This is a genomic window from Paenibacillus naphthalenovorans (assembly GCF_900099895.1).
GTDB lineage: Bacteria > Bacillota > Bacilli > Paenibacillales > NBRC-103111 > Paenibacillus_G > Paenibacillus_G naphthalenovorans.
Map to the genome: position 1 here is coordinate 448708 of NZ_FNDY01000001.1, position 24500 is coordinate 473207.

Here is a 24500-nt window from a genome sequence, read left to right on the forward strand (position 1 = left end):
CAAGAGTGGATATACCAGCTCATACTCTGCAAACGTGTGCGACAGGGAGAATCCGATGGATTTCCCTGCATGATGAAAGGAGGCTGGAACTGGCAGTCATGGAGCAGCAAATAGAGCAAAAATATGAAAAACTTGGGGACATTCTCCGTTCTATGGACAAAGTCGTAGTCGCATTTTCCGGCGGTGTTGATAGCGCTTTTTTGTTGAAGGCGGCATTGGAATTTTTGGGTAAAGACCGTGTGCTTGCCATTACGGCCGATTCCGAAACGTATCCCGAACGGGAAAAGCATGAAGCGATCGCGCTGGCAAGCGAGCTGGGAGCGTCGCATGAAGTGATTCATACAAGTGAACTGAACATACCCGGATATGCGGAGAATCCGACAAACCGCTGTTATTTTTGCAAAAACTCGCTGTTCGATCATTTGATTCCGATTGCAGAGGCGCGCGGCTACAAGCATGTCGTATTTGGCGCCATTGCGGACGACTTGGGTGAACACCGCCCGGGACTGCAGGCCGCACATGAACGAGGCGTCCGCGCGCCGCTGCTTGAGGCGGGGATCAAGAAATCGGAGATCCGCCATTTGTCCCGCAAATTCGGATTGAAAACATGGGATAAGCCGTCCTTCGCCTGCTTGTCCTCGAGAATACCTTACGGCGAGCTGATTACGGCTCAGAAGCTTTCCATGATCGATCAGGCGGAGGATTTTCTTATTCAGCTGGGCTTCCGTCAAGTACGCGTGCGTCAGCATGACACGCTGGCACGGATTGAAGTGCCGGCCTCCGAGCTGGCTGAGGTACTGGCCGTCGCGGAGACGGTGCATGCCAAGCTTAAGGAAATCGGCTACGCTTACGTCACCTTGGATTTGAAAGGCTACCGCTCGGGCAGCCTGAACGAAGTGCTGCCGCAGGAGCAGCAAGCCGTTCAAGCAGCGGCGCAATAGGAGGCTAAGTGATCATGGGGAAACCGAAAATATATATAGCTAAACCGGTGCAGCCGGAAGTATTGGCATATCTGGAGCAGCACTGCGATTGCAGAATGTGGGACGGGCAAGGCACGGCTTCGCGCCAGGCCTTGCTGGCCGAGCTTTCGGACGTGGAAGGACTTCTGGCCACCGGCGTTCCGATCAATCAGGAGCTGCTGGATCATGCTCCCAAGCTGAGAGCCGTGAGCAGCATATCGGTCGGATATAACCACTATGATATCGAGGCCATGAAAGCACGGGGCGTTCTCGGCATGCACACGCCGACCGTGCTTGACGATACGGTTGCCGATCTCGTGCTGGCGCTCATGTTATCCGCCGCGCGCCGGGTCCCTGAGCTGGATGCGTTCGTGAAGCAAGGAAAATGGCAGCGGGGCAAAGGACTTACCGATGACATCTTCTTCGGTATGGACGTCCACCACCGCAAGCTCGGAATCATCGGCATGGGCCGCATTGGCGAGGCCGTCGCCAAGCGGGCTGTCAACGGCTTCGATATGGAGCTGTTATACTACAACCGCAGCCGCCGTCCGGAGGCCGAGGAGCTTTACGGTGCAAAATACAGCAGCCTGGAAGATCTGCTGAAGCAGTCTGATTTCGTCGTATTGATGACGCCATTGACGCCGGAGACGGTTCATTATATTCGTAAAGAGCATTTTGAAATGATGAAGCCGACGGCCTTCTTTATCAATGCTTCCCGCGGCCAAACCGTGGACGAACAGGCATTGATCGAGGCGCTTCAAACCGGCCGGATTCGCGGGGCCGGCCTTGATGTATTCGATCCGGAGCCGCCTTCACCGGATAACCCTCTGCTGAAGATGCCTAACGTCGTGACGCTTCCGCATATCGGCTCGGCCACAGCCGTTACTCGATTTGACATGGCCATGCTGGCCGCGAAGAATCTGGTGTCGGCGCTGACCAGTGATTCTCCTTCGAATGTGGTGAAGGAGCTGCGGGAACTGGTGAAGGCGTAGTTGTAGGAAACGGTTTGGCGGAATTAATTACCATGTTTTGGAAAATCCTGAGAAATCAGGATTTTTTGTTGCTCTACTAAATACGACAAAGATTCAGCATTTCCAGCATGTGTGTTTGGTGGATATATCGATCAATTCGTTTTATTGAATCTCTATTTACATTTTTGTGAAAAGCGCTGGGATGCTGATGTATAACAAAACCTAGATACATTGTCAAGTGCGATGTCTAAAGTTACAATAGAATTATTGAATTTTTAAGTAACGAGGTAAATGAGGATGAATCGGTCGCTCTATTCCCGGAAAGCAACGCTGTCCATGAAAATAACTGAATTTGAAGTGCCACCCATGCAGGACTTGCTGATTATCGGCAGAAAAGCTCCGGTTGGGCCTGAAGCCGTCCGCCGTATGGCCGAAGCGTTGTCACCGGATCAGTTTGTCATTATAAAGGTTGAACACCCTAAAATTGAGGCGGTACTGGTTCGTAAGACATTATTTGAAATGTTGGACAAAGACCTTCTGATGTCAATCGTTTTGGAGGAAGCGGAAGGCCTCATTAACGAAACGATGGTGCTTCGCTCGGAACTCAAGGTGGCTATTTCTGTTCAACGGGAGGTGGAGCTTCATTGAGAGTGGAGGAAATAATGAATGTTTCAGTCATGACGATTTCTTCCGACAAAAGTCTTGCTTACGTTGCGGAACGGATGAATGAGCATCGAGTAGGTTCTTTTCTTGTCATCGATCACGGGATTACGGTAGGTATTATCACTTCACTTGATGTCCGATCCGCGCATCCCAACCGGATCGTTGCAGACGCCATGTCCACCGAACTGATCACAGTTCCCCGAACGTGTTTTATTTGGGATGCCATCCAGCTTATGGATACACATCGAATTGAACGTCTGGTTGTCAAAGACGGAAGTGAGGTTTGCGGAATGGTGACACGCGAAGCGCTCAAAAGCGCTTTAAGTCAGCTTATCGACCCATTAACCGGTTTGTACCGTCAAGCATACATACATGCCGTGGCTGAACATTTCATTGAAAACAAACAGGCGTTCCAGGTACTATTCATCGATTTGGATAGATTCGGAGATATCAATAAACAGTATGGTCATCCCGTCGGAGACGATTTGCTGGTTTACTATGCCAGAAGGCTAAAGGAAACCTTGGAAGAAACCGACTATCTATGCAGGTATGCAGGAGATGAATTTGTTGTCGTATCTCTTCGAGATGAAGAAAGGGCATTATTATTGGCGGAGAATTTATCCGAAGAAATAAGGATTGGACATATTAAAGTAAGTGCCTCCGTAGGGGTCTTTCTTGGAAGCAAAGATAGGGAGAAACTGTTTTCGCTCTCCTTCCGAGAAATGATTACTCGAGCAAGCTTATTTTGTACGGAGATTAAAAAACGATGCTCCCCGGATTCTGCTAACCGTAAGACGGTATTTGAAATATAACCTAAGTTATCGTGATTTAGCAGAAAATGAAATACATATCGCCCATACAACAATTATGCGATAGATTATCCGTTTGGGCCGGAATTAGTATTCATTGCTGGAATTGAAGTCATACATATGATAAGAAAAGGGCAGGTTGAATGCCATCATTCGTCTGCCCTTTCTAAAGCAAAACGATTCATCGCTCACCCTTGCTTAAAAAATAAAGCCAATCTTACAAAATAAACGCTTTGTAAGATTGGCTTTTGTTTTTGAGACTTTTCTCGAAACACTTTTACAACTAAGTTTGTTTTTTTCATTTAAACGAAGTCTTAATAATAAAAAAAATAAAAAAATTGTCCTATGATAAGAAAAATGATTTCGAACTACAAAACAAAAGTATCATTTTGTTATATTTTGTGAAAAATGAACCGGTATCATCACGATAATTATAGACCATTGAGACTAATAATTCCAGTTATTTTATCAATGAATTTTAACAAAATTAGATAAAAAGAACTATAGAGAAAATGACTCCAAGGCTTCGTCTACCATGTCATCGTTAATTCCTATATATCTTAATGTAACAGATGGGCTTGAATGTCCAAAAATATATTGCAACATCGCTACGTCTTTAAAGCGTTGATAAAAATGATAACCGAATGTTTTACGTAGTGTATGAGTTCCAATAGCCCCTTCAACATTACACGTTTTTGCAGCTTCATGGATGATTTGCCATGCCTGTACACGATGTATCGGTTTCCCCCCTTTTCTGGATCGAAACAAATAATCGGAATCGGCAAGATTTTTTGTGTATTTTTCTATTTCCTTTCTTAGTGCATTCGTAATGATGATTTTCCTAACATTTTTGGTCTTCTTCTCTCTTACCTTCAAATGTTTCGTATATCTCACATCCAATACCTTTAAAGGGAGTATGTCACTTATTCTAAGACCGGAATTAATCCCGAAAACAAATAGAAAATAATCACGATAAGATCGTGCCAGTAAATAATTTTTTATTTCTTGAATTTTTTCCAAATCACGTATGGGTTCAACTGCATTTGCTCCAGATCTGGTTGCCATTATTTCGAACACCCCAATATTATGATTTAATATAATGTTAAATTCAATAAGTTTGATTGAAATTCCTTTTTTTTCATGAAGGCACGGAATATAGGCTTTACTATCGGTTTTTTATTTCTTTTGAGAACTTATTTTAATATAACAAAATGATACTTTTGTTAAATTCAAAAGGGAGATAGCGTTCTGTCAAACGGAGTAAAATCGATTCCTATCGTTTGATAGTACCGGTGTGTGACCGTCCTTCATCCTGCCGCTCGATCAAAAGGATCGATCTCTCGGATGATAGATTCTCGACTCGGAAATATCCGATCATGTCAGAGCATCTGTGTATACCGACGCGGATGTTCAAATCTACGTCAGTACCAGATATGCACCATAGCTCAAAAAATGACATTCTATTTGATCCTCCTTCTAAAGATGATTGATGTCACTTTATAGAAATCATACCGTAGCTTCCCCTGTCAAGAAGATCCAGGAGTTTTACAATACTTGTAAAGGAAGTGATCTAAGAGGAGGAGAATTTCACGGGTATGATATCCTGTTGGAGGTGATTTGCTTCGGCAAGTACGTTTGGGTATCAAGATAGCTTGAAGTTTTTTTTCATAAAATCATAAACGAGGGCTACGAATGCAGCAGATTACCGATGAAGAATTACTAAAGTTATTAAAGAACAGTGAAAGTGAATTGTATACATTAGCCGAAATTCATAAAACATTAATCCAAAGCAATATCCAAACGACCATACACGAGCTGCGCAAAAGAGTTTATTCATTATTTCGTGATGGGTATTTGGGAAATGAGCCGACCGGAGATGGAGTTCATGTATACTACATCGTTTATTGCCCGGAGCCATGATGTTTGTAGCAATCAGAAGGCTTAGCTAATGAAAAACAGATAAGAACGGTTATCAGCGATTGGATTAACGAACGGTTTGGATATTACATAACAGCAAATATAAAACCAGGAGGCACCGTTATGGAAAAGAAACTTGCAAAACCCGCCGGCTCTCAAGGCAAAGGAGGCGCACAACTATCTGTTCAGGTTGATCAGTTCGAAAAAAAGAGAGAATTTGCAAGAAAGCAGGCCCTGGACAAGGTGAGAGCAAGAACATTGGCCAAGCAGCAGCAGTTGGCTGAGAGGATCGCAACTGCAACCGAGCAGCTTGCCGCAGGGATAGAAGAAGCCAGCAGTGCGGCAGAAGAGCTCAGCGCTAGCGTAGGCCAAATTGCAAAGGGCGCCAGCGAAACTTCCTCGGCGGCAGAAGAATCGAGGGCGGCCATTAACCAGATCGAAAAGTCGTCTGTTGTTGCGGACACAAACGCCAAGGAATCGCTCCATCGCGTGGATGCTGCGAAAGAACTCATAGAAAATACTTCCAATGATATTGAAACCATGATCAAAGGAATACAGACCGCCGCTGATGCCAATATTGAGTCGGGCAAACTGGTGGGAGATTTGGAAAAGCAGTCGGATGAGATCGGGAATATCGTGCAGGCCGTCGTGAGAATCGCCGATCAGACCAATCTGTTGGCCTTAAATGCCGCGATTGAGGCTGCAAGAGCTGGCGAACATGGCAGGGGATTTGCCGTGGTTGCCGATGAGGTCAGAAATCTTGCCGAAATATCTGAGAAGTCTGCAAGAAACATCAGAGAATTGGTTACTGAAATTCAAAACAATGTGAAAATTGTCGTTAGTGATATCGAAAACGCCGGGAAAGCCGCTAATGCAGAAGCGGAGAAAGCAAAGAAAACGACTGCCGATCTTGTGAAAATCAACGAGGAAATCGTGGTTGTACAGAAAGCTATTGCTGAAATATCACAAAATGCTATCGATGCCAACAAGGGTGCTTCTGAATTTCTTAACATTGTCGAACAAATTGCGGCAGCAGCCGAACAGCAAAGCAGCGCTACCGAGGAAGTAGAAAAATCCCTGCAATTGCAAAATAGAGCTTTTGACGAGTTGAATGCGGCTGCGTCCGAATTAGCCCAGATGGCTGAAGATCTGAAGGTATCTACAGACGCTCAAAAATCATCCGAGGCTCTTGCTGCTGCGGCACAGGAATTAGCGGCCAACGTGGAGGAGGCGAATTCAACATCCAGTGAGATTATGAAGGCTATGGAGCAAATTTCTTCAGGTGCCGAGATGCAAGCGGAACTCACAGAAAAGTCCTCCCTGTTTGGTGAAAAGCTTGTTGTGGCAGCAAGACAAATGAATGAAAGGGCATCTGCCTCTACAGTCAAGGTGGCCGATATGCAAAAATTGATTGAAAGCAATAAGATCGCGGTTGACGATATGATCGCGGGAATTTCAGCCTCGGCTGATGCAAGCTTGGTTGCTGCCAGAAACATCAAAAATCTGGAAGAAACCATCCGTAAAATTGATAAGATTGTGGATGCCATTGTGAATGTGACCATTCAGACCAATATGCTGGCAGTAAACGGGTCTATTGAAGCGGCCAGGGCAGGAGAGTTTGGACGAGGATTTTCTGTAGTAGCTGGCGACATACGGGCCCTTGCCAATGAATCCGCCGAGAATACGGATAAAATAAAGGATCTGGTAAGAGGCATTCAGAGTCAAATCCAAAGAGTTGCAACGGATATCGATGTTTCCAGCAAGACCTCGTTTACCGAAGCAGAGAAAGCAAAGAATATTACCCACAACCTGAATGTGATTGAAGAAAGCATGATGAAGATTAATACGGGTGCGAAAGAAATCGAAAAGGGCTCGGAAGAATCGCTGGTTGCTTTGGAACAGGCGAAAAAAGCTGTAGAGCAGATTGCTATTGCCGCCCAGGAGGCCAGCAGGGCTACGCAGGAGGCGGCAAATGCCGCATCCGAACAGGCGAAAGGAATGCAAGAACTGGCTGAAGCGATTGAGGAAATATCCGGACTTGCGGATGAACTTCAAAATATATAGCGGGCGGGAGGAGAAGTTATGGCGTCTTCCGGAAAAATAACAAGCTTTAACGAGCGCCAATTGGTTACCTTCCATCTCGGAGATGATGAATTCGGGGCGGACATCATGCATGTGAAAGAAATCGTGAGAGTTCCCGAAATCACCAGAGTGCCGTATGCTCTGGATTACATCGAGGGAGCCTGCAACTTGAGAGGCAATGTCTTGCCCGTCATCGATGGAAGAGCCAGATTCAATATGGAGAGGAAAGAAAAGGATGAGAACAGCAGGGTATTGGTCATTGATGTAAACGGCAAGGCAACCGGAGTCATTGTGGATAGAGTGTCCGAAGTCATTCGTGTCAGTACTTCGGATATTGAAGAACCCCCGCAAATCGTAAAAAATGTGGATGCAGAATATTTGCATGGGATTGTTAAGCTGGATAACGGGAACAGATTGATCATGCTTCTTGATATTGTCCCTGTGGTCAATGGCGATGCGGAGGCAAAGACTCAAACGAATGAGAAGGACACCAAAGGAGAACCCGTTGTGAAATCCAGGGATGATTCAACGTCGGATGCCGCCAGCGATGAGCAATTGGTATCATTTTTACTTGGTAATGAGGAGTATTCGATCGGGATCATGCAGGTAAAAGAAATCATACGTTTACCTGAAATGATGAAGGTCCCGAACTGTGAAGCCTATGTGGATGGTGTTGTATCCATTCGAAACCATCTTCTTCCCATTATTAATTTGAGAAGTTATTTTGGCCTGGACTCTAAGGAAACAACCGACCATACAAGAGTTCTGGTTGTGGATATGGGAGGCTTTACGGCTGGAATGATCGTGGACAAGGTATCCGAGGTTTTAAGGGTTCCCGCCGGCATGATTCAGCCCCCTCCAAAGTTTTCTGCGCAAAGCGGAGAGCAGCTTAAAGGGGTGGCCAAGCTGGACAACGGCAAGCGCCTGATTATGATGCTTGAGCCTTCCAAAATCATATCTGCCGATACATATAGGAAAATCAGCGAATTAAATGGCGTTTCAATGGAGAGCGATGGGGTTAAAAGTATTGAAAGACAGATTATGGATGAGGAACAGTTGGTTGCTTTCAAAATGGATAATGAAGAATATGGGATAAAAATTAAGGAAGTGCAAGAAATCAATCGAATGACGGAAGTAACCCAAATTCCACGGGCTCCTCACTACATTAACGGTATAGTGAACTTGCGGGGCAACATCATCCCTGTTCTGGATTTAAGAAAGTTTTTCGGACTTTCTGAAAAGGGAATGACGGATGCCACAAGGATCATCATTGTGGATTCAGCCGGCGTAAAAACGGGAATCATTGTGGATTCGGTATCGGAAGTACTGAGATTTGAAAAGGCGTTAATTGAGTCGCCGCCGGAACTATTCAGTAACGGTATTGACAGCAGTTATGTAGAGGGTGTCGGCAAACTCGATGACGGGAAAAGGATGGTTTTGATCCTGCGTCTTGATAAAGTACTGGATTTTGAGAAAATGTCAGCATAATGTGATGTTGCCCTAGGTAAAGTGTTTTTGGTCCCGGGGGCAGTCCTATGTTTCTTGTATTCGTGCAGGTGATTGTTGTGAAGTACAGGATAAAAGTATTAATTGTAGATGATTCTGCATTGATGAGAAAAGCATTGAGGGAAATGATCATGACTGATGAGGCTTTTGATGTCGTTGGTGTGGCCAGGGACGGGAAGGATGCCATTGAAAAAGTCAAGGAATTAAAGCCGGATGTGATCACCATGGACATCAATATGCCTGAAATGGACGGATTAACCTCGATGCAGTATATACTGGACGATAACCCTGAAATACCGGTGATTATCATCAGTTCATTAACGCAGGATGGAGCTCTTACGACCTTTGAGGCTTTGGCGCTGGGGGCCTTTGATTTTGTGGCCAAGCCTTCCGGAACTGTATCTTCAAATCTATATATTGTCGGAAGAGAGATTATTGAAAAGATAAAACTTGCCCACAAGCACGCCAATCGAAAGAGTCTGAAGAAAAGGGTCAGAACCAGAAGCTCTTTTTCAGAAACAAAGGCTTCTGAATCCCGGGAAAAATCTGTCGCGGCCCGGAACAATGAATTGTCCAAAGTCGTGGTGATTGGCGTGTCCACAGGTGGGCCGGGAACTTTGACGGAAGTTCTGCCCATGCTGCAATCCGATCTGAAGGCTGCACTTATCGTCGTACAGCATATGCCGCCGTCATTTACATCCTCTTTTGCCAAAAGGCTGGGGAAAGTTTGTCCTTTTCCATTTAAAGAAGCAGAAGCTGGCGATGTGTTGACTAACGGAAGAGGCTATCTTGCCCCCGGAGGGTATCAGTTGCTTGTTCACAAGGCCGGCCGAATGTTGCGGCTATCGACTAGCCCTGTGACACAGTTTATGCCCAGTGTGAATGTTACCATGGAATCCGTGTTGAGGGCATATGGCGGGAAAAATGTAGTAGGTGTCCTTATGACAGGCATGGGGGATGACGGGGCTGACGCCATGGTTAAAATCAGAGAGGCTGGAGGAGTTACTATTGCAGAAGATGAATCCACGGCTATCGTCTTTGGGATGCCAAGGGCGGCAATAGAAAGGGGCGGAGCCGAGATCGTAGTTCCTTCATACCGGATAGCCGACGAAATTGTTAGGGCTGTTAATCATATTTAAGGAATACAGCGCACATTCACAAAACTGCAATTGGCAGCTTCATGAGGGCGGTAAAATGATGGATCAATTATATGTTACATATCTTGAGGAAACGGAAGAATTGCTTCAGAAAGCGGAAGAATGTCTGATCAGGCTGGAGACAGACTACTCAAGCGACGATATAAACGCATTGTTCAGAATATTTCATTCCATCAAGGGTTCTTCGCAAATGATCGGACATGACGATATAGGCAATCTGACGCACAAGCTGGAAGACATGCTGGACATCGTTAGAAAGGGCCGAATTGATCTGGACGGTCAAATCCTGCAATTGTGTTTCAGCGGGTTGGATCATGTCAAACTCATGTTTGAGTCAAAAAAAAATCAGAACGACGATGGCAACAACGAAGTGTTTACTCATGCTGTTGAGATTTTGGAAGGAAAAATTGTTAAAATCCTAAAAGCAAATTCCGAAACGGAAAACCACAGGAAAGCTGCGTTTCAGGGTGACAGCATTGTCAGTACATTAAAGGGAATGGAGCGAACGGGGACAAACCGTTACTGCATCTGTATTTCTTTCAGCGATGATATTCCGATGCTTTCTCCCATTCTTTTTATGATTTTTAACAATATCAAAGACATTGGTTCGCTTGTATATACCAATGTATCCGAAGAGGATATTTACGAAGCTTCTGCAAACACGCAGATTCCTTCTCTGGTGATGATCGTGGAATCGGATTGGGAGGAAGCCGAATTATATACGTATTTTGATGTGTTGTATGTCGAGAAGGTAGCCATTGCTGACATCTCGGAGCATCAAATGCTGAAGCAAGCGACATCGTTGGATCAGGAAAGCCGAAGGTTCTTTGAAAATTTTTTTTTAGCGTTCCCCAAACTGTATCCGGTTTTGTTTCAAAACCGAAAGGACTTGAGTAAGGCTGAATATACTGAACTCATCCATGAGCCATTTCAAAAAATCCTGGAAAAAGTCGATAAAATCCCGGTAAGCGCAGTGGAAAAAAAACTGAAGCAGGAAATAGAAACATTCTATGATCTGTGTCTGCATGCAACGAGCGGGAAAAGGGCCTTACAAGTTGAGACCATAGAGCTCCTCTGCCAAAAGTACCTTGAACTGTTCGAAATGGCTTACGCTGATGTTAAAGGGAAGTTCTTCTATAAAATCTTCAAAGTAAAAGGGAGCCATTTTATAGATCATCTCAAAGGTTTTATTGAACGAATGAATAAATCATGCACGCGCAAATTGTTATTAGACTTAAGTCGGCTTGAGATGATTCATGAGCATGAACTCAAAAGTTTGATCGAGCTGAAAAGGCGTCTTCATGACATGGGGATCGTGATGAGTGTCGTTATAGATAGTCGCTTGCGAAAAAGACTGATCAATATTTTCGATTCCATTCAGACGATTGAACATTTTGCGTTGTTCGATACGGAAGTGGACGCGGCACTGGGTGACCACATTTCTGTTTTGGTCAATGAAAAGCGATGTATGGAGGATTTTATGAAATGAGCGGATACCGCATCATGATTCTGGATAATGAAAGGGCGATACTGGACCTTCTTAAAAGAGGCTTTGAAATGGCAGGCTATAACCAAGTCGAGATCTACACCGAGCCTGCAATTGCATTGGAAATGTTTAAAAAGAGAAAATATCACATCGTTCTTGCGGATATTATGTTACCGGGGATCGACGGCATAGAATTTCTGAAGAACATTAGGGAATATGATCCCCTGGCGCAAGTGATTATCATCACTGGCCATTCTACCTTGGACAGGATCTTGACTTGTCTGGAGCTTGGTGCGAATGATTATATTTTAAAACCTTTCAAAAGCGAAGATTATGTATGGGAAGTAATCGATTATTCGATAAAAAAATTGGAAAGATGGAGAGAAGCGATTAAAGGGTTGATTGCAGCCTCCTGAAGAAATTGGTGATGAAATGGTTCTGTCCGATGAATTATACGCTAAATTTGTGAAAATGGTTTATAAAGCAACGGGTATCTATTATGAGCACAATAAAAAGTATTACGTCCAGAAACGGATCGAAAAACGCGCCGAAAAGCTGGGAATAGACAGTATTCATGATTATTATCGCATACTAAAGTTTTCCAAAGATTCGACCGAATTTGACAAGTTGATCAATGATCTTACCGTAAATGAAACTTATTTTTTTCGGGATTATCCACAGCTTAGGAATTTCGCTGAAGAAGTGCTTCCTATGGTTGTAAGAAGAAAGAATATGAACAACGATAGAACTATCAAAATCTGGAGCGCTGCATGTTCGACAGGAGAGGAGCCGTACACCTTATCCATCATTCTTCAGGAAATGCTGGATGAACCTGAAAAATGGAATTTGCGAATTGTTGCCTCGGATATCAATACAGATGTGCTTCACACGGCAAAGAACGGCTTGTATGAATACAGGTCTGTCCGAGATGTGCCCCCTGAATATTTGGAAAAGTACTTTACGAAAAAGCATGAATCGTATTTAGTGAAACTCGGTGTTAAAAAGCTAGTTCACTTTATGAAAATCAATCTCATGGATTCGGTCGCCGTAAGCGATATAACGGGCTGTGATTTTATATTTTGCAGAAACTGCCTCATTTACTTTGATGACGAATCGAGAAAGACGGTTTTATCCGATTTCTACAGAAGCTTAAACCCTGGAGGCATCATCTATTTGGGTCATTCCGAGTCTGTCGGAAGGATATCCTCGGCATATCGCATGCAGAGGATTGGAGACACCATCGTCTATTCAAAACCGAAATAAAGAGGATGCCGTTATGGAATTGAGGATGCGCGAGGCTTTTTGGGGCGAATGAGGAGTGTATATGATGGGCAATACTTTTAGTCCCGAGGATGTCGGTCTCTTGAAGATGCTTCTGGATGAATGGAAGGGATGCCAGGAAGATCTTCAAAAACTGATTCTCAAGCTCGAGGTGTTTCCTGATGACGTTGAATTAGCAAATGACCTCATTCAAAGGGTTCACTGTATCAAAAGAGGTTCCTCCTTTGTAGGGTTGGCATTCATAACAAAGCTAAGCCACGAAATTGAACGTGCAATTGATGCAGCCCTTGAGAAGAACATTAAGGTTGATTCCGAGCTTATTGATCATCTGCTGGCTGGCGTTGACTTATTAAGCAATCACATTTCCCGGTTGATCCGGAAAGTCGAATCGTATGATTCGTCAAATGAAGAAGCTGAACTGGTTATAGACTTTGAAGATGAAAAAAGTATAGATGAATTTGTAGAAAAAATAAATGTAATATTTGAAAAACAAAAGCAGCAAGAACAAACAGTGAATGAAACGAATGAAGCGGGTGAGTATGGAGCCGCAAAAACGGAGATATTGCAAGCCCAACAGTTTACGAGAAAATTATCCAGGGATGCAAAGGAACAGTTTCTGTTCGAGGCCTATGAACATATCGACAGGATTGAAAATCAATGTTTGATCAAGTTGGAGAAAGAAGAAAACAACCGGGACGCCATAAACGAACTGTTTAGGGCTGTTCACAGCATAAAAGCCGGAACAGGCCTGTTTGTCGCAGCGGGGCAGAAAGAGAGTCCGCAATTTGCCGTCGTCAAGGATTTTTCCGATGTTGTGCATACGTTTGAAAACCTGCTTGGACTCATTCGAGATCGGGAAATCCATTTTGATGAAAACTTATTATCCTTGTGTTACGAGACCGTGGACTATTTGAAAGCTTCATTGGAATCTATGGCGCTGGACAATCGGGTTTCCATACCTCATGCAGAAATATGGAGTAAAATTGACAATTGCCTATCCTACATAAAGTCTCTGCCCGATCGGAAGGTCGGTATGGATTCGGGAGCCAATTCTGTAAAACAAGTTCTTCGTCAGGATCAAATGCAGAAAGCCGCTTTGGCGCAAAGCATGCAGAGTATCAGAGTAAGCCAGGACAAACTGGATAAGATGATGAATATGATATCTGAGCTGCTGATAGCGAAAAACGCATTTATGCATATTGCCGCCAAATTAAATGCAGAGTATAACCTTCCGGAAATGTCAAAGGAAGTTAAAGGGGCAGGGGCTTCCATCAACAGGATATCGGATGAATTACAAAATGCCATCATGTCTATGAGAATGATCGAAGTAAAGACGGTATTTCAAAAAATGCCCAGAATCATTCGCGATATTTCACAAAGTACCGGCAAGAAGATGGCATTGTTCATGGAAGGTGAAAGTACAGAGATTGATAAAATGATTGTCGAGCAGATCAGTGATCCGATTGTTCATTTGATTAGAAACGCGGCTGATCATGGTATTGAGAATCCGGAGGACAGAAGGAGGAAGGGGAAAAGCGAAGCAGGAAAGATTACGTTAAGGGCATACAATAAAAACAAGCATGTCTATATTGAGATTGAGGATGACGGGAAGGGAATGGACCCCCGGTTGCTGAAGCAGAAAGCTATTGATAAAGGCTTAATAGCAATAGAAGACGCGGAAAAAATGACGGAAGGCCAGCTGATCAACCTGATCTTTCTGCCGGGGTTCAGTACCGCCGGTCAAATTACCGAGGTGTCAGGCCGTGGGGTCGGCATGGATATTGTGAAGAGCAATATCGAGAAAGTCAACGGAACTATTATGATCGACAGCGAAGTTGATAAGGGTACAAAAATGGTGATTCAGCTTCCGCTTACCCTTGCTGTTTCAAGAGGGTTGACGGTCCATGTATTAAACGAAACGTACATCATTCCCATCGATTACATTTTCGAGACCGTAAAGATCCATAACAATGATATCCATGAATTCAATGACAAGTATTTTGTACACCTCAGAGGGGATGTCATTGGAATTGAATGGCTGAGCAAGCTGTTTTTGCTGGGTGAAAGGGACATGAATCATGAAGAGTTCAATACGGTTATCATTTCCAATGGGATGGAAAAATTCGGTTTTGTCGTGGATAAGCTAAAAAATGAACAGGAATTTGTCATGAAAACGCTGGGTGGGCAGCTGGCTGGCATACCCGGTATTTCCGGCTCGACCTTGCTCGGCAACGGACAGGTTGTATTAATTGTAAATCCGATCGAAATGATGCAGCTTGCAAAACATTAGAATAAAACAAATCCGCTATTCTTTTGCGGGAGGAAAAAATGAGTAAAAAGATGACCAAATTTGCTGTCTTTAACAACAAAGGGGGAGTAGGCAAGAGTACGATTGCTGTACATATTGCTCATGGTCTGGCTCTTGACGGATATAAGGTATTGTTGATTGACATGGACGGGCAGAACGATGCGAGCCTTTTTCTTGGTTTTACATCGCAGGATTATAAAAAAACATTTTACGATCTTATTGTTGGAAGAAACAAGACCAGGCTGCTTGAAGAATGCCTGATCCATGCCAGGGACAATCTGGATTTATTGCCCTCCAGTTATGTTGACAGGATCAATACGGAGTTGTTCAGATTGCCGAGTATAAATTTGGTATTGGAAGAAAAATTGAAAGATGTTGAAAGTTTTGGCTACGATTTCGTGATCATGGACTGCGGGCCCCAGCGAAGCAAGGTGAATGACGCAGTCTTGTGTTATGCGGACGGACTCATCATCCCCGTCCAACTGCAAGCCGCATCTGTGAGAGCTGTCGGGAACATTTACGAATATCTTTCGGATATGAGGCTGAACACCGATAGGATAAAGCTTATTGTGCCCAACATGTTTGATCAGAGAACCAATGATTCCAAAGAAAACTTAGCGTTATTGAAGGAATTTGTTTCGAACGATCATTTGCTGACCGAACCCATCCCTCGCAGGGTAAAGATCGCAGAGGCAGGGAAACTGGGGAAAACTGTTTTTGAATATGATGATGAATCTGCACAGCAGTTTCTGAGCATCGTTAAAAAGGTGATAAGCAGAAATGCCCGGGAAGAGCCATAGTAAAAAGGACCAATCGAATTTGGAAAAGATGAAAAATGAAATGAGAAGAAAAAAGGAAAAGGCGGAAAAAGCGGATAAAGATCCAGTCGCCGCTCGGATTGACGAGCCGACGGATATGCTGCAACTACAAGATATAGGGGGGACGCTGCCATCCCGTCCGGAAGAAGCGCTTTTGGCGTTTGCTGAAGGGGATTTTCAAAATCAGGCAAGCGGTGAAGTCTTACATAACGTAGAGGTTGGCGATGTTGAGTTAGTTGTTTTCCGGGTGGGAGCCGAACAGTTTGCGTTCAGGCTGAAGCATGTAAGAGAAATCATAAAGGTTGACGGCATAAGGAAGGTTCCCCATGCCCCTGCGCATGTCGCAGGCTTGTGTAGCCTAAGGGGCAGCATTCTGCCCGTTGTCGACATTCGCAGGTGTTTATATTTGCCAGAGAAGGAATTCAACGATGACAGCAAGATTATCGTTACTGACATTCATGGCAGAAATGTAGGAGTTGTAACCGATAGGATTTCCGAAGTGATTAGCCTTAAGGCTTCATCTATTTTGGAGCCGCCGGCCAACCTAAAGAATAATCAAAGCCGGGAAATTGGCGGAATTGTCTTGGGAGATAACGGAAAAAGCATCATTATGGTTTTAGATGCGGAGAACGTTGTGAAATTCGAACAGTTGAATAAAGATTTGATGAGCGGCAACGCATTGGATCGTGCGGAGTCTTTTTCTCCGGGCTCACATCATGTAGACGAAGTAGAGTTGGTCATTTTCCTTATCGGCGGAGAGCAATATGCCCTCGACGTCAGAAACGTCAAAGAAATCCTGCGATATGTTGAGCTTATAAACGTTCCCCATTCTCCGTCCTATGTGGAAGGCGTTATTTCTGTAAGGAACCATCTTCTTGCGGTAATTAATCTCGCCAAGCTCTTGGGGACCGGGCATTGCGGGGTTGATGAATCGACCAGAATTATTGTTGTTGATGCCGGCGATATTTCCTATGGGATGATTGTCGATAAAGTGTCGGAAGTGGCGCGAGTTCCCAATAATCTTTTTTACCAACCTCATCATGTGATTCCATATGCCGAAATGCAGTTTATACGTGAATTTGCCCATATCAATGATGGGAAACAGGTTGTTATGGCTCTTGACCCATACAAGATAGTACCCTGTAACGATTTAAAAGCATTTCGCTTTGAGAATCAGGTATGCGGAGAAAGCGGAAACGTTTCTAACCAAGCAAGGCCGCGGAATTTATATTTGGATCAGGAGCAGATTGTAGCTTTTAGAATAGATAACGAAGAATATGGCATAAACATCGATTTTGTATGTGAAGTGATCAATATTGATGAAATTTACAGCTTCCCCGGGGCTCCCGACTTCATCGACGGAATGGTAAACCGAAAAGGGGATATCATGCCTGTTTTAAATTTGAGAACATTTTTTGGGATAACTTCAATAAGAAAGAGTTCCAAGCTTTTGGTTGTTGAATACCAAAAAGAACGTATAGGTATCATTATCGATTCCGTTACAGAAGTCATTATGGTTCATAGGGAGCTTCTTGAAAATTGTACCGGAGCGTTAGATGCCGGGAATAAAAAGAAGTATATCCATGAAATTGCGAAATTGAACGAAGGGCAAAGAAGCATTCTGATTATTGATCTGGCGGCGGTCCTTGATTTTGCCATCGGATAAGAGTAAAGAATTTCTTGTTTTTTCAAAGCAGCCGCTTACTCGATCTGCGGTCTTTATGGTTCGGTATCCAAGTCTATCATTAATTGCAGGGAGGCTTTAATATGGAAAAAAAAGAAACTCTTAAACCGGAAAAATTCGAGGAAACTCTTCAACGGAAAGAAATCGAGGAAATCCTCACAGCGGAAGAAATTGAGGAAATCCTCCGTAAATTGGAGGTTGAATATCCGGAGTGGGTAAAACCCGAACAAACCGAAACATCGGAAAAGTGAGAGCACAATGATTGAACTCCAAAATATCCGGGACTAAAGACAGCTGAAGGCGTATATTAAGAAGAGGACATAGAACAATGGATTCTAAGACATCAGGTTTAAATAACTTGATGTTTTTATTATTTTAAGGATATCGGATCGGGCTACGCAATATCAGTGAAAGATTAAATCCAGTAAAGGAGAACCCTATGCCATATCAAATCGAAGATAAATTCGTTACCGCCGTAGCTTCCAGTGCGCTGTTTGATTTAACCGAATCGGACAGCGTATTTAGAACCAGGGGCGAAGATGAATATAGACAATATCAAAGAGAACACGAAACGGATGTTATAAACACAGGAGTCGCATTCCCGTTAATCAAAAGGCTTTTAAGCATGAATGGTGCGACTGCCGAAGACCAGCCCGTGGAAGTCGTGCTGCTATCGCGAAATGATCCGGATACCGGGCTGCGTGTATTCAAGTCGATAGAGCATTACAAGCTTCCCATCAGCAGAGCCGTATTTGTTGCAGGAAGAAATCCGTTTCAATATATGGAGGCATTTAATGCCTCGCTGTTTTTATCCGGAAATCCGGCGGATGTGAAAGAAGCGGTTGAACGCGGGTTTCCGGCAGGCTGCATTTATCCGACGGACTTTATTGATGATGATGAAGATCATTGGATATAAGAGTGGATGAGGCGTTCTTTCTGGGAGGCGTCGACAAACAGTTCCCAAGGACGGGACTACCGCAGAGAAACGATCGAAAGCTTCCGGCAGAAGAAACCCTTCCTGCTGAAGTATTTGCCCGAGAGCAGGGTAACCGCCATTTTTGAGGATGTTTTGTGAGAATACGGGTTCATGCTCACCGGCGCTTTCAGGTGAATAATTGCCATATAAATGGGTAAATTATGCAAGAAAACAAAGCATGGTTGGTGTCACCTGTTTTTAAAAAAAAGCGTTCAAATCAAGGTGGTCGAAATGAAATCCGATATCCCAAGCCAGATGTTGTCCGAAGATCTGTCCGTCAATGAAAAAAGCTTGAAAGAAATATTTCGGAATTGTACTGACGTTATATTTCGTCCGATAGGATTAAACGACAATAAACATCTATTGCTGATTTATGTCGATGGGTTATGTGATACCAAAACACTGGAAGAAGTTGTTTTAAAACCGCTCCTTGAAGGGATTCTTCAAGATGTTAGGTTTGTCATCGATGAGAGGCTTATTGCCGTTGCTCAAGTTCAAATGGCTTCATGTTTGAACGATCTGGTGGATCATGTTTTAAAAGGCGATGCGGCTATTCTTGTGGATGGAGAAAACCAGGCCATTATAGCTGATTTGAAAGGATTCGATAAGCGGGGTATTGAAGAGCCGACTACAGAAAGCACTGTTCGTGGGCCGCGGGACGGCTTTACTGAAACGCTTCGGACCAATACGATGCTTATACGCAGGAGAATTCGAAGTTCAAAACTCAAGATGGAAACCTATTCGGTTGGAAAATTCTCAAAGACGGATATTGTCATTGCCTATATCGAGGGGATCGTGCAGGATGTCGTGCTCGAGGAAGTCCGCAAGAGAATCAAACGCATACAAATCGATGGGGTAGTGGATTCCGGTTATATCGAGGATTTTATTGAAGATCTTCCTTATTCCCCCTTCCCTCAGGTGCAAAATACCGAGCGGCCTGATATTGTATGCGCGGGACTTCTCGAAGGAAAAGTGGCCATCATCATAGATAACACTCCATTTACATTGCTTGTTCCCATGACGTTTTGGGCTGGACTTCAAGCGTCGGAGGATTATTACGAGCGGTTTATATATACTACCTTCGTTCGTTGGCTTCGTTATTTATTGTTAAACATTGCTTTATTTTTTCCCTCGCTATACGTAGCAACCACTACATTTCATCCACAGCTCATTCCAACCAATTTGTTAATCAGCATTGCCGCTGCCAGAGATGGGGTACCATTTCCTGCTGCTGTTGAAGCGCTGATGATGGAATTTATGTTTGAAGGATTGCGCGAAGCGGGCATTCGACTTCCCAAACCGATAGGTTCAGCTGTAAGCATTGTAGGTGCGCTTGTTATTGGACAAGCTGCCGTAGAAGCAGGGATTATTTCTGCACCTATGGTTATCGTCGTGGCAACGACAGGGATAGCATCGTTTGCTATCCCGCGATACAATCTTGGAACAGCTTATCGGCTGCTTCGCTTTCCGATGCTCATCTTGGGGGGGACCCTTGGACTGTTTGGCGTAATGATTGGAGCGGTTTGCATATTAATCCATCTAGTTTGTCTGAGTTCGTTTGGAGTTCCTTATATGAGTCCGTTAGCTCCGCAGATCCCGGCAAACATGAAGGATGTATTAATACGTGCGCCGCGATGGAGTCTGCAATATCGCCCTTCTTTAGTGAGCGGACGCAACAAAAAACGAATTCCAGAGAATCAAAAACCAGGCTCAGGAACAGAGGAATAAGTAGAATGAAAAAGAAGCTGTTGATTCTATTAAGCTTGCTTTCCATTGTGATAACAGGATGCTGGGACCGTAAGGAATTAAACGATCTTGCCATTTTACTTGGATGGGGCATGGATTTATCCGAAGATGGAACTTATTTCGGAAGCGCTCAGTTTATTTTGCCTTCTAAGTTAAGCAGTGACGGAAAAAGCGGACCGGAAAAAGCCTATTTTATTGAAACGGCAAAGGGAAAAAATTTAATGGATGTATCTCGAAGAATTCAAAACAAGCTTTCCCGAACCGTCTTCGGCGGTCACCGAAGGTCGATTTTTATCGGAGAAAAATTGGCCAGGCATGGGATCTCAAAACTGATTGATGAATACAGCAGAAATCCGGATGTCAGACTTAGAAGCGATATATTTGTTGTTAAAGGGGAGACGGCTAACCATTTTTTAAACGTTTCTTACCCGTTTGAGAAGGTACCTGCCATCGCTGCACATAAAATTCGTCTGGAAGCCGTTTCCGCAACCACAACCTTAGCGGATTTTCTTATGGCAGCAAGTGGCGATGAGGAAAGTCCGACAGTACCGACGGTTGAAATTGTCCGGAATAAAGACAGCTCAGCCATTCGGCTTGGCGGCAGAGCTATTTTTGATGAAAAACTAAACTTGATCGGATATTTGAGTTATAAAGAAGCGGTTGAACGATTGTGGCTTTTGAATCGATTGAAAAAAAATACGATTATAGCCCATATTCCTGAAGGCGAGGGCAATATTTCGTATGATGGGGACTATTTTAAAAGTACAATTAAACCGGTCATAACCGGAGATAAAATCTCCTTTGAAATCTTCTTGGAAGGGACCGGAAAAATACTGGAAAATAATACTAATTTGGATTTGAAGGAGCTCAATAATCTTAAAGTTTTGGAAAAAACACTTGAGGAAACGGTTCAAAAGGATATGCTGAACATGATCAAAAAGGTACAAAAAAATTATGGAACAGACGTTTTCGGCTTTAGGAAAGCTATCCATAAAAAACATCCGTACGCTTGGAAAAAAATGAAAGAGACATGGAACGAGAAGTTTCGGAAAGCCGAGCTGTCCATTAGAGTTGACCTGAAAATCAAAAATACGGGACTTACGGGGCTGCCGCTGCATCAGAAGGGAGGGGCGATAAAATAATGAAACTGTCAAGCCGGCAAATTCTTTGGCTGTTAGCCACATTCGAACTTGGAATGTCAATCCTGCTGACCGCCTCGCCCTCCATTATGGATGCGAAACAAGATGCATGGATTTCGTTTTTATTAGCAGGTGCCGCGGCCATTTTCATTACGGTGGTATCGGTAAAATTGAGCCTGCTTTATCCCGGCCTGACGTTTATCGAATTCAGCCAGAGCATCTTGGGAAAATGGCTTGGCAAAATCATTGTCATTCCTTATTTTATTCAATGGTATTCCGTCATTCCCATCATTCTCCGGCAGGCGTCCGATTTTATCGACATGATCATGTTCACGAGGACACCGCTTCTTCTTATTCTTCTGCTGGTGCTTATCCCCGTAATCTATGTAACGTACCACGGCGGGATTCAAGGGATCGGAAGGTGCAGTGAAATCGTGGGACCGATTATATTTTTCGCTTTTGGACTTGTCTTGCTGCTGGGCGTCATCAATATGGATGTCAATCGGGTGCTTCCCGTTTATGCCGACTCCGGAAGGATAAATATATTAAAAGGTGCCATACCGCCTCTTGCCTTTTTAGGGGAGTCGTCTACCATATTGTTGATGTTAACCTGTTTTGTCAATGATCAAAAAAAAGTTGTGTCAAGAGCTCTGTGGGGAGTCGGCATCGCTTCCTTTTTTTTATCGTTGTCCGTATTGGCCAGCTTAATGACGTTTGGACCTCATTTGAGCGCAAAAATGTGGTACCCGTTTTTTGAGATGATTCGATATATTTCCTTCATGGAATTTATCCAAAACCTTGAAAGCATCATTGTCATTGTCTGGTTTTTAAGTGTTTGCATCAAATTATCCGTTTACATATTTATTATGAGCTACGGAACAGCACAATGGCTGCATATTAGACAATGGAAGATCATGATTTGGTTTGTGGCGCTGGCGGGAATCATTCTCGCATTGAGCTATAACAATATCGTTGAATCCTCCATCGACTATCCCAAAACTATTTGGATGCCGTATATTTTCCCAATCAATTTTGTAGGCATACCCTTGGTTCTGTATATTGTCGGAACTGTAAAAAAACGAAAAAGGCTAAGGCTTTAATCGTTATGCCTCCCTTCCGGACGGAAAGAAGACTGAGCGGACAAACGTTTAAGCATAAGTATATGCGGCCCTGATCGCAGCAGTAATTTTCAATTCTCCCGGCAGGATCGGTGTGGCGGGCGCACTTTGGGCCATCAGCGAGGCCTGATAAGGTATGGGCTCCCGTGAACGGGCTTCTTCCTGAACCTTCACCGGAAGTGTAATCAGAGTCGCACCTATCGTTCTGGCGATGGTAATGGCCTTGGCTTCGGCATTTTTGACGGCTAAGGCAAGGGAGCGGTTATAATACATGTCGGGGTTCGCTATGCTGAATCGGATGCCGGAAACGGAGTTCGCCCCATGGTTCACAGCCGTATCGACAACAAGTCCGGTTTGATTTATCTGTTCCAGGGTGATTTGAAGCATATGCGTCACTTGATAACCTCTGAGGATTTGTTTTCCTTCTACATAATTATATTGGATGTCGACTCTGTAAGTTACCGTTTGGATCTGTTCTTTGGGAATGCCCAGCTGTACGAGGGAGTGAACGATGTTGGCTATGGAGGCGGCATTGTCTCTTTGGGCGTCAGAGAGGCTCGGGTTCTCCGTGATGACACCTAAATCAATAACGGCTCTGTCGGGAGGGGCAGACACGGTTCCTTCACCCGATACCTCGATGATTTGGCGGTGATGGTGAACGGAGGGATTCATCCTTGAGGCCGGATGCCAGGGTTGAGTAAAGTACACAGGTTAACACCTCTTTCCCGTGCGTGGATATTCCTATTGTATTGGCGTCCGGACGTTAACATTCCTCCATGCGGAAGTTCAGTATCGTTTACGGAATCTTCTATCTGAATCTCTGCCGGTGTTATTGATCGGGACCGGGTTAATTGGCACTGTAAAGAAAACGAAGGTAGAGGAGCGTTCCATGGAACGCCCCTCCGGTTCTTGCTCAAATCGTATTAATGAAACGCTCGAGCTCGTTAGCTACCGTATACAGGCTGGCCCGATTCTCGAATTCGTTCCTTGATTCAGGCAAGGGAAGATGCTTGTGGTAATCTCTGATATCGCGCAGCTTTTCGCGAAAATAGGCGGTTTGACTGCGGTTATTCAGGTGATGGCTCAATTCTTGAACGAAGTCCCCGATCCGTATCCCTTGTTCCATTTGCACGGTTATTCTTGAAATGGAGGGCAGCATCCGTTCGAGAATATCATACTGCCTCTGCTTGTGTTCAAAGTAGGCTTGATATGAATTCTCCTTGCGCAGCAGATTGTTCTCTGCATCCAGAATGGCCAGACGCTTGGCCTTTTGGAGAGTATCGGACAGCAAAAGCAGCTCCTTCCCGTCCCAAAGCGTATAGCCTTCTTTCAAGTAGCTGGCCATTTCGTTCAAAATCTTTGAAATCAGTTGATCCACTTCTTCTTTGTAACGGTTGAGCTCTTTGTCGATACTAGGCATATACCAATTGATCAGCAAGCCCACACCCAGCCCCACCAACATGACCTGAATTTCATTCCAGTAGAAGGAAGGCTCTATTTTCCCGTGCATGTAGACATGCATAACGATAACGGAGCTGCTCGCGATTCCTTCCTGAATCCGGAAGCGAACGCAAAAAGGAATGAATAACAGCAGAAGTACAAGAAAGGAATAGGGCCGGTATCCGATCACTTCAAATAATAGGCTCGAAAACAAGAGACCTGCTATGCAGGCGAAAAAACGGCTGATCACAGCTTGGGTGGACTGCTTGCGGGATTTCTGAATGCACAGAAGGGTTAATATCCCCGCAGCCGTATAGTATTCCAACTGCAAGGCCTGTGCCAGCAGGATGGAAATGCTGACGCCAATCGCGGTTTTAATCGTGCGGAAGCCAATCCTCATGGTGATCACCCGATTTTGTTTTTGCCTTATTTTACACTTA

General features: G+C 44.1%; 22 protein-coding genes and 2 pseudogenes. 21 read left to right on the forward strand and 3 right to left on the reverse strand.

Annotation, left to right across the window (positions count from 1 at the left end):
• Positions 1–98: 98 nt before the first annotated feature.
• The 5 genes and pseudogenes from larE to BLT35_RS26380 form a co-directional block, all read left to right on the forward strand.
• On the forward strand, positions 99–941 hold the full coding sequence (gene larE / locus BLT35_RS02310) for an ATP-dependent sacrificial sulfur transferase LarE (RefSeq protein ID WP_062408677.1): 843 nt from the start codon (positions 99–101) through the stop codon (positions 939–941).
• 14 nt (positions 942–955) lie between these two features.
• Positions 956–1951 carry a 2-hydroxyacid dehydrogenase gene (locus BLT35_RS02315; protein WP_054819421.1) on the forward strand — a complete coding sequence of 332 codons (996 nt, stop codon included), beginning with the start codon at positions 956–958 and terminating at the stop codon, positions 1949–1951.
• A gap of 276 nt (positions 1952–2227) precedes the next feature.
• Positions 2228–2578 (forward strand): hypothetical protein, encoded by a 351-nt coding sequence (locus BLT35_RS02320; protein ID WP_235594294.1) that lies wholly within the window; start codon positions 2228–2230, stop codon positions 2576–2578.
• A gap of 14 nt (positions 2579–2592) precedes the next feature.
• The gene (locus tag BLT35_RS02325) at positions 2593–3405 is read left to right on the forward strand and encodes a diguanylate cyclase (protein ID WP_137669695.1); all 813 of its coding nucleotides are present in this window, start codon (positions 2593–2595) and stop codon (positions 3403–3405) included.
• A pseudogene (locus BLT35_RS26380) lies at positions 3371–3466 on the forward strand (IS6 family transposase); the annotation flags it as partial. The gene BLT35_RS02325 and the pseudogene BLT35_RS26380, both read left to right, overlap by 35 nt.
• Before the next feature lie 437 nt (positions 3467–3903).
• Here the strand turns inward: BLT35_RS26380 and BLT35_RS02330 are convergent.
• Positions 3904–4467 (reverse strand): site-specific integrase, encoded by a 564-nt coding sequence (locus BLT35_RS02330; protein ID WP_062408675.1) that lies wholly within the window; start codon positions 4465–4467, stop codon positions 3904–3906.
• Between the two features lie 627 nt (positions 4468–5094).
• On the opposite strand from BLT35_RS02330, the gene BLT35_RS02340 reads away from it, so the two are divergent.
• From BLT35_RS02340 to BLT35_RS02405, 16 genes and pseudogenes are all read left to right on the forward strand, one after another.
• Positions 5095–5322 (forward strand): hypothetical protein, encoded by a 228-nt coding sequence (locus BLT35_RS02340; RefSeq protein ID WP_054819425.1) that lies wholly within the window; start codon positions 5095–5097, stop codon positions 5320–5322.
• A 120-nt stretch (positions 5323–5442) separates the two neighbouring features.
• A complete protein-coding gene (locus BLT35_RS02345; protein WP_054819426.1) occupies positions 5443–7383 on the forward strand; it encodes a methyl-accepting chemotaxis protein in 1941 nt (646 codons plus the stop codon).
• Positions 7384–7401: 18 nt separating this feature from the next.
• Entirely contained in the window at positions 7402–8889 is a 1488-nt protein-coding gene (locus BLT35_RS02350) for a chemotaxis protein CheW (RefSeq protein WP_074726905.1), read from the forward strand.
• A gap of 47 nt (positions 8890–8936) precedes the next feature.
• Positions 8937–10046, forward strand: coding sequence for a protein-glutamate methylesterase/protein-glutamine glutaminase (locus BLT35_RS02355; protein ID WP_082660759.1), 1110 nt, complete (start codon positions 8937–8939; stop codon positions 10044–10046).
• A 55-nt stretch (positions 10047–10101) separates the two neighbouring features.
• Positions 10102–11553 carry an Hpt domain-containing protein gene (locus BLT35_RS02360; protein WP_074726906.1) on the forward strand — a complete coding sequence of 484 codons (1452 nt, stop codon included), beginning with the start codon at positions 10102–10104 and terminating at the stop codon, positions 11551–11553.
• Between the two features lie 14 nt (positions 11554–11567).
• Positions 11568–11966: a response regulator gene (locus tag BLT35_RS02365; protein ID WP_160327372.1), complete on the forward strand. Its 399-nt coding sequence runs from the start codon at positions 11568–11570 to the stop codon at positions 11964–11966.
• Between the two features lie 49 nt (positions 11967–12015).
• A complete protein-coding gene (locus BLT35_RS02370; protein ID WP_302848181.1) occupies positions 12016–12813 on the forward strand; it encodes a CheR family methyltransferase in 798 nt (265 codons plus the stop codon).
• A 61-nt stretch (positions 12814–12874) separates the two neighbouring features.
• Positions 12875–15121: a chemotaxis protein CheA gene (locus tag BLT35_RS02375; protein WP_083351148.1), complete on the forward strand. Its 2247-nt coding sequence runs from the start codon at positions 12875–12877 to the stop codon at positions 15119–15121.
• Between the two features lie 38 nt (positions 15122–15159).
• Positions 15160–15939: a ParA family protein gene (locus tag BLT35_RS02380; protein ID WP_201023610.1), complete on the forward strand. Its 780-nt coding sequence runs from the start codon at positions 15160–15162 to the stop codon at positions 15937–15939.
• Positions 15940–15967: 28 nt separating this feature from the next.
• Positions 15968–17623: a chemotaxis protein CheW gene (locus BLT35_RS02385; RefSeq protein ID WP_217634691.1), complete on the forward strand. Its 1656-nt coding sequence runs from the start codon at positions 15968–15970 to the stop codon at positions 17621–17623.
• A gap of 101 nt (positions 17624–17724) precedes the next feature.
• Entirely contained in the window at positions 17725–17892 is a 168-nt protein-coding gene (locus tag BLT35_RS26720) for a hypothetical protein (RefSeq protein WP_171005802.1), read from the forward strand.
• A gap of 188 nt (positions 17893–18080) precedes the next feature.
• A pseudogene (locus tag BLT35_RS02390) lies at positions 18081–18545 on the forward strand (5'-nucleotidase); the annotation flags it as partial.
• Positions 18546–18563: 18 nt separating this feature from the next.
• Positions 18564–18716 carry a hypothetical protein gene (locus BLT35_RS26725; RefSeq protein ID WP_175471907.1) on the forward strand — a complete coding sequence of 51 codons (153 nt, stop codon included), beginning with the start codon at positions 18564–18566 and terminating at the stop codon, positions 18714–18716.
• Positions 18717–18767: 51 nt separating this feature from the next.
• Positions 18768–20345 carry a spore germination protein gene (locus tag BLT35_RS02395; RefSeq protein ID WP_074726908.1) on the forward strand — a complete coding sequence of 526 codons (1578 nt, stop codon included), beginning with the start codon at positions 18768–18770 and terminating at the stop codon, positions 20343–20345.
• 5 nt (positions 20346–20350) lie between these two features.
• Positions 20351–21505 carry a Ger(x)C family spore germination protein gene (locus tag BLT35_RS27460; protein WP_074726909.1) on the forward strand — a complete coding sequence of 385 codons (1155 nt, stop codon included), beginning with the start codon at positions 20351–20353 and terminating at the stop codon, positions 21503–21505.
• A complete protein-coding gene (locus BLT35_RS02405; protein WP_074726910.1) occupies positions 21505–22602 on the forward strand; it encodes a GerAB/ArcD/ProY family transporter in 1098 nt (365 codons plus the stop codon). The genes BLT35_RS27460 and BLT35_RS02405 overlap by 1 nt, the downstream gene beginning before the upstream one ends.
• 48 nt (positions 22603–22650) lie before the next feature.
• Here BLT35_RS02405 and BLT35_RS02410 read toward each other — a convergent pair whose 3' ends face one another.
• Together BLT35_RS02410 and BLT35_RS02415 are read right to left on the reverse strand one after the other, a co-directional pair.
• Entirely contained in the window at positions 22651–23328 is a 678-nt protein-coding gene (locus tag BLT35_RS02410; RefSeq protein WP_074726911.1) for an SIMPL domain-containing protein, read from the reverse strand.
• Positions 23329–23533: 205 nt separating this feature from the next.
• Positions 23534–24460 (reverse strand): aromatic acid exporter family protein, encoded by a 927-nt coding sequence (locus BLT35_RS02415; protein WP_074726912.1) that lies wholly within the window; start codon positions 24458–24460, stop codon positions 23534–23536.
• Positions 24461–24500 lie beyond the last annotated feature (40 nt).

Bases quoted from the DNA above. Each gene is read 5' to 3' on its own strand.
- BLT35_RS02315 (WP_054819421.1), top strand. From the start codon at position 956: ATGGGGAAACCGAAAATATATATAGCTAAACCGGTGCAGCCGGAAGTA.
- BLT35_RS02340 (WP_054819425.1), top strand. From the start codon at position 5,095: ATGCAGCAGATTACCGATGAAGAATTACTAAAGTTATTAAAGAACAGT.
- BLT35_RS02345 (WP_054819426.1), top strand. From the start codon at position 5,443: ATGGAAAAGAAACTTGCAAAACCCGCCGGCTCTCAAGGCAAAGGAGGC.
- BLT35_RS02355 (WP_082660759.1), top strand. From the start codon at position 8,937: ATGTTTCTTGTATTCGTGCAGGTGATTGTTGTGAAGTACAGGATAAAA.
- BLT35_RS02375 (WP_083351148.1), top strand. From the start codon at position 12,875: ATGATGGGCAATACTTTTAGTCCCGAGGATGTCGGTCTCTTGAAGATG.
- BLT35_RS02350 (WP_074726905.1), top strand. From the start codon at position 7,402: ATGGCGTCTTCCGGAAAAATAACAAGCTTTAACGAGCGCCAATTGGTT.
- BLT35_RS02330 (WP_062408675.1), bottom strand. From the start codon at position 4,467: ATGGCAACCAGATCTGGAGCAAATGCAGTTGAACCCATACGTGATTTG.
- BLT35_RS02320 (WP_235594294.1), top strand. From the start codon at position 2,228: ATGAATCGGTCGCTCTATTCCCGGAAAGCAACGCTGTCCATGAAAATA.
- larE (WP_062408677.1), top strand. From the start codon at position 99: ATGGAGCAGCAAATAGAGCAAAAATATGAAAAACTTGGGGACATTCTC.
- BLT35_RS02365 (WP_160327372.1), top strand. From the start codon at position 11,568: ATGATTCTGGATAATGAAAGGGCGATACTGGACCTTCTTAAAAGAGGC.
- BLT35_RS27460 (WP_074726909.1), top strand. From the start codon at position 20,351: ATGAAAAAGAAGCTGTTGATTCTATTAAGCTTGCTTTCCATTGTGATA.
- BLT35_RS02325 (WP_137669695.1), top strand. From the start codon at position 2,593: ATGAATGTTTCAGTCATGACGATTTCTTCCGACAAAAGTCTTGCTTAC.
- BLT35_RS02385 (WP_217634691.1), top strand. From the start codon at position 15,968: ATGAAAAATGAAATGAGAAGAAAAAAGGAAAAGGCGGAAAAAGCGGAT.
- BLT35_RS26720 (WP_171005802.1), top strand. From the start codon at position 17,725: ATGGAAAAAAAAGAAACTCTTAAACCGGAAAAATTCGAGGAAACTCTT.
- BLT35_RS02415 (WP_074726912.1), bottom strand. From the start codon at position 24,460: ATGAGGATTGGCTTCCGCACGATTAAAACCGCGATTGGCGTCAGCATT.
- BLT35_RS02360 (WP_074726906.1), top strand. From the start codon at position 10,102: ATGATGGATCAATTATATGTTACATATCTTGAGGAAACGGAAGAATTG.
- BLT35_RS26725 (WP_175471907.1), top strand. From the start codon at position 18,564: ATGAGGCGTTCTTTCTGGGAGGCGTCGACAAACAGTTCCCAAGGACGG.
- BLT35_RS02405 (WP_074726910.1), top strand. From the start codon at position 21,505: ATGAAACTGTCAAGCCGGCAAATTCTTTGGCTGTTAGCCACATTCGAA.
- BLT35_RS02395 (WP_074726908.1), top strand. From the start codon at position 18,768: ATGGGTAAATTATGCAAGAAAACAAAGCATGGTTGGTGTCACCTGTTT.
- BLT35_RS02380 (WP_201023610.1), top strand. From the start codon at position 15,160: ATGAGTAAAAAGATGACCAAATTTGCTGTCTTTAACAACAAAGGGGGA.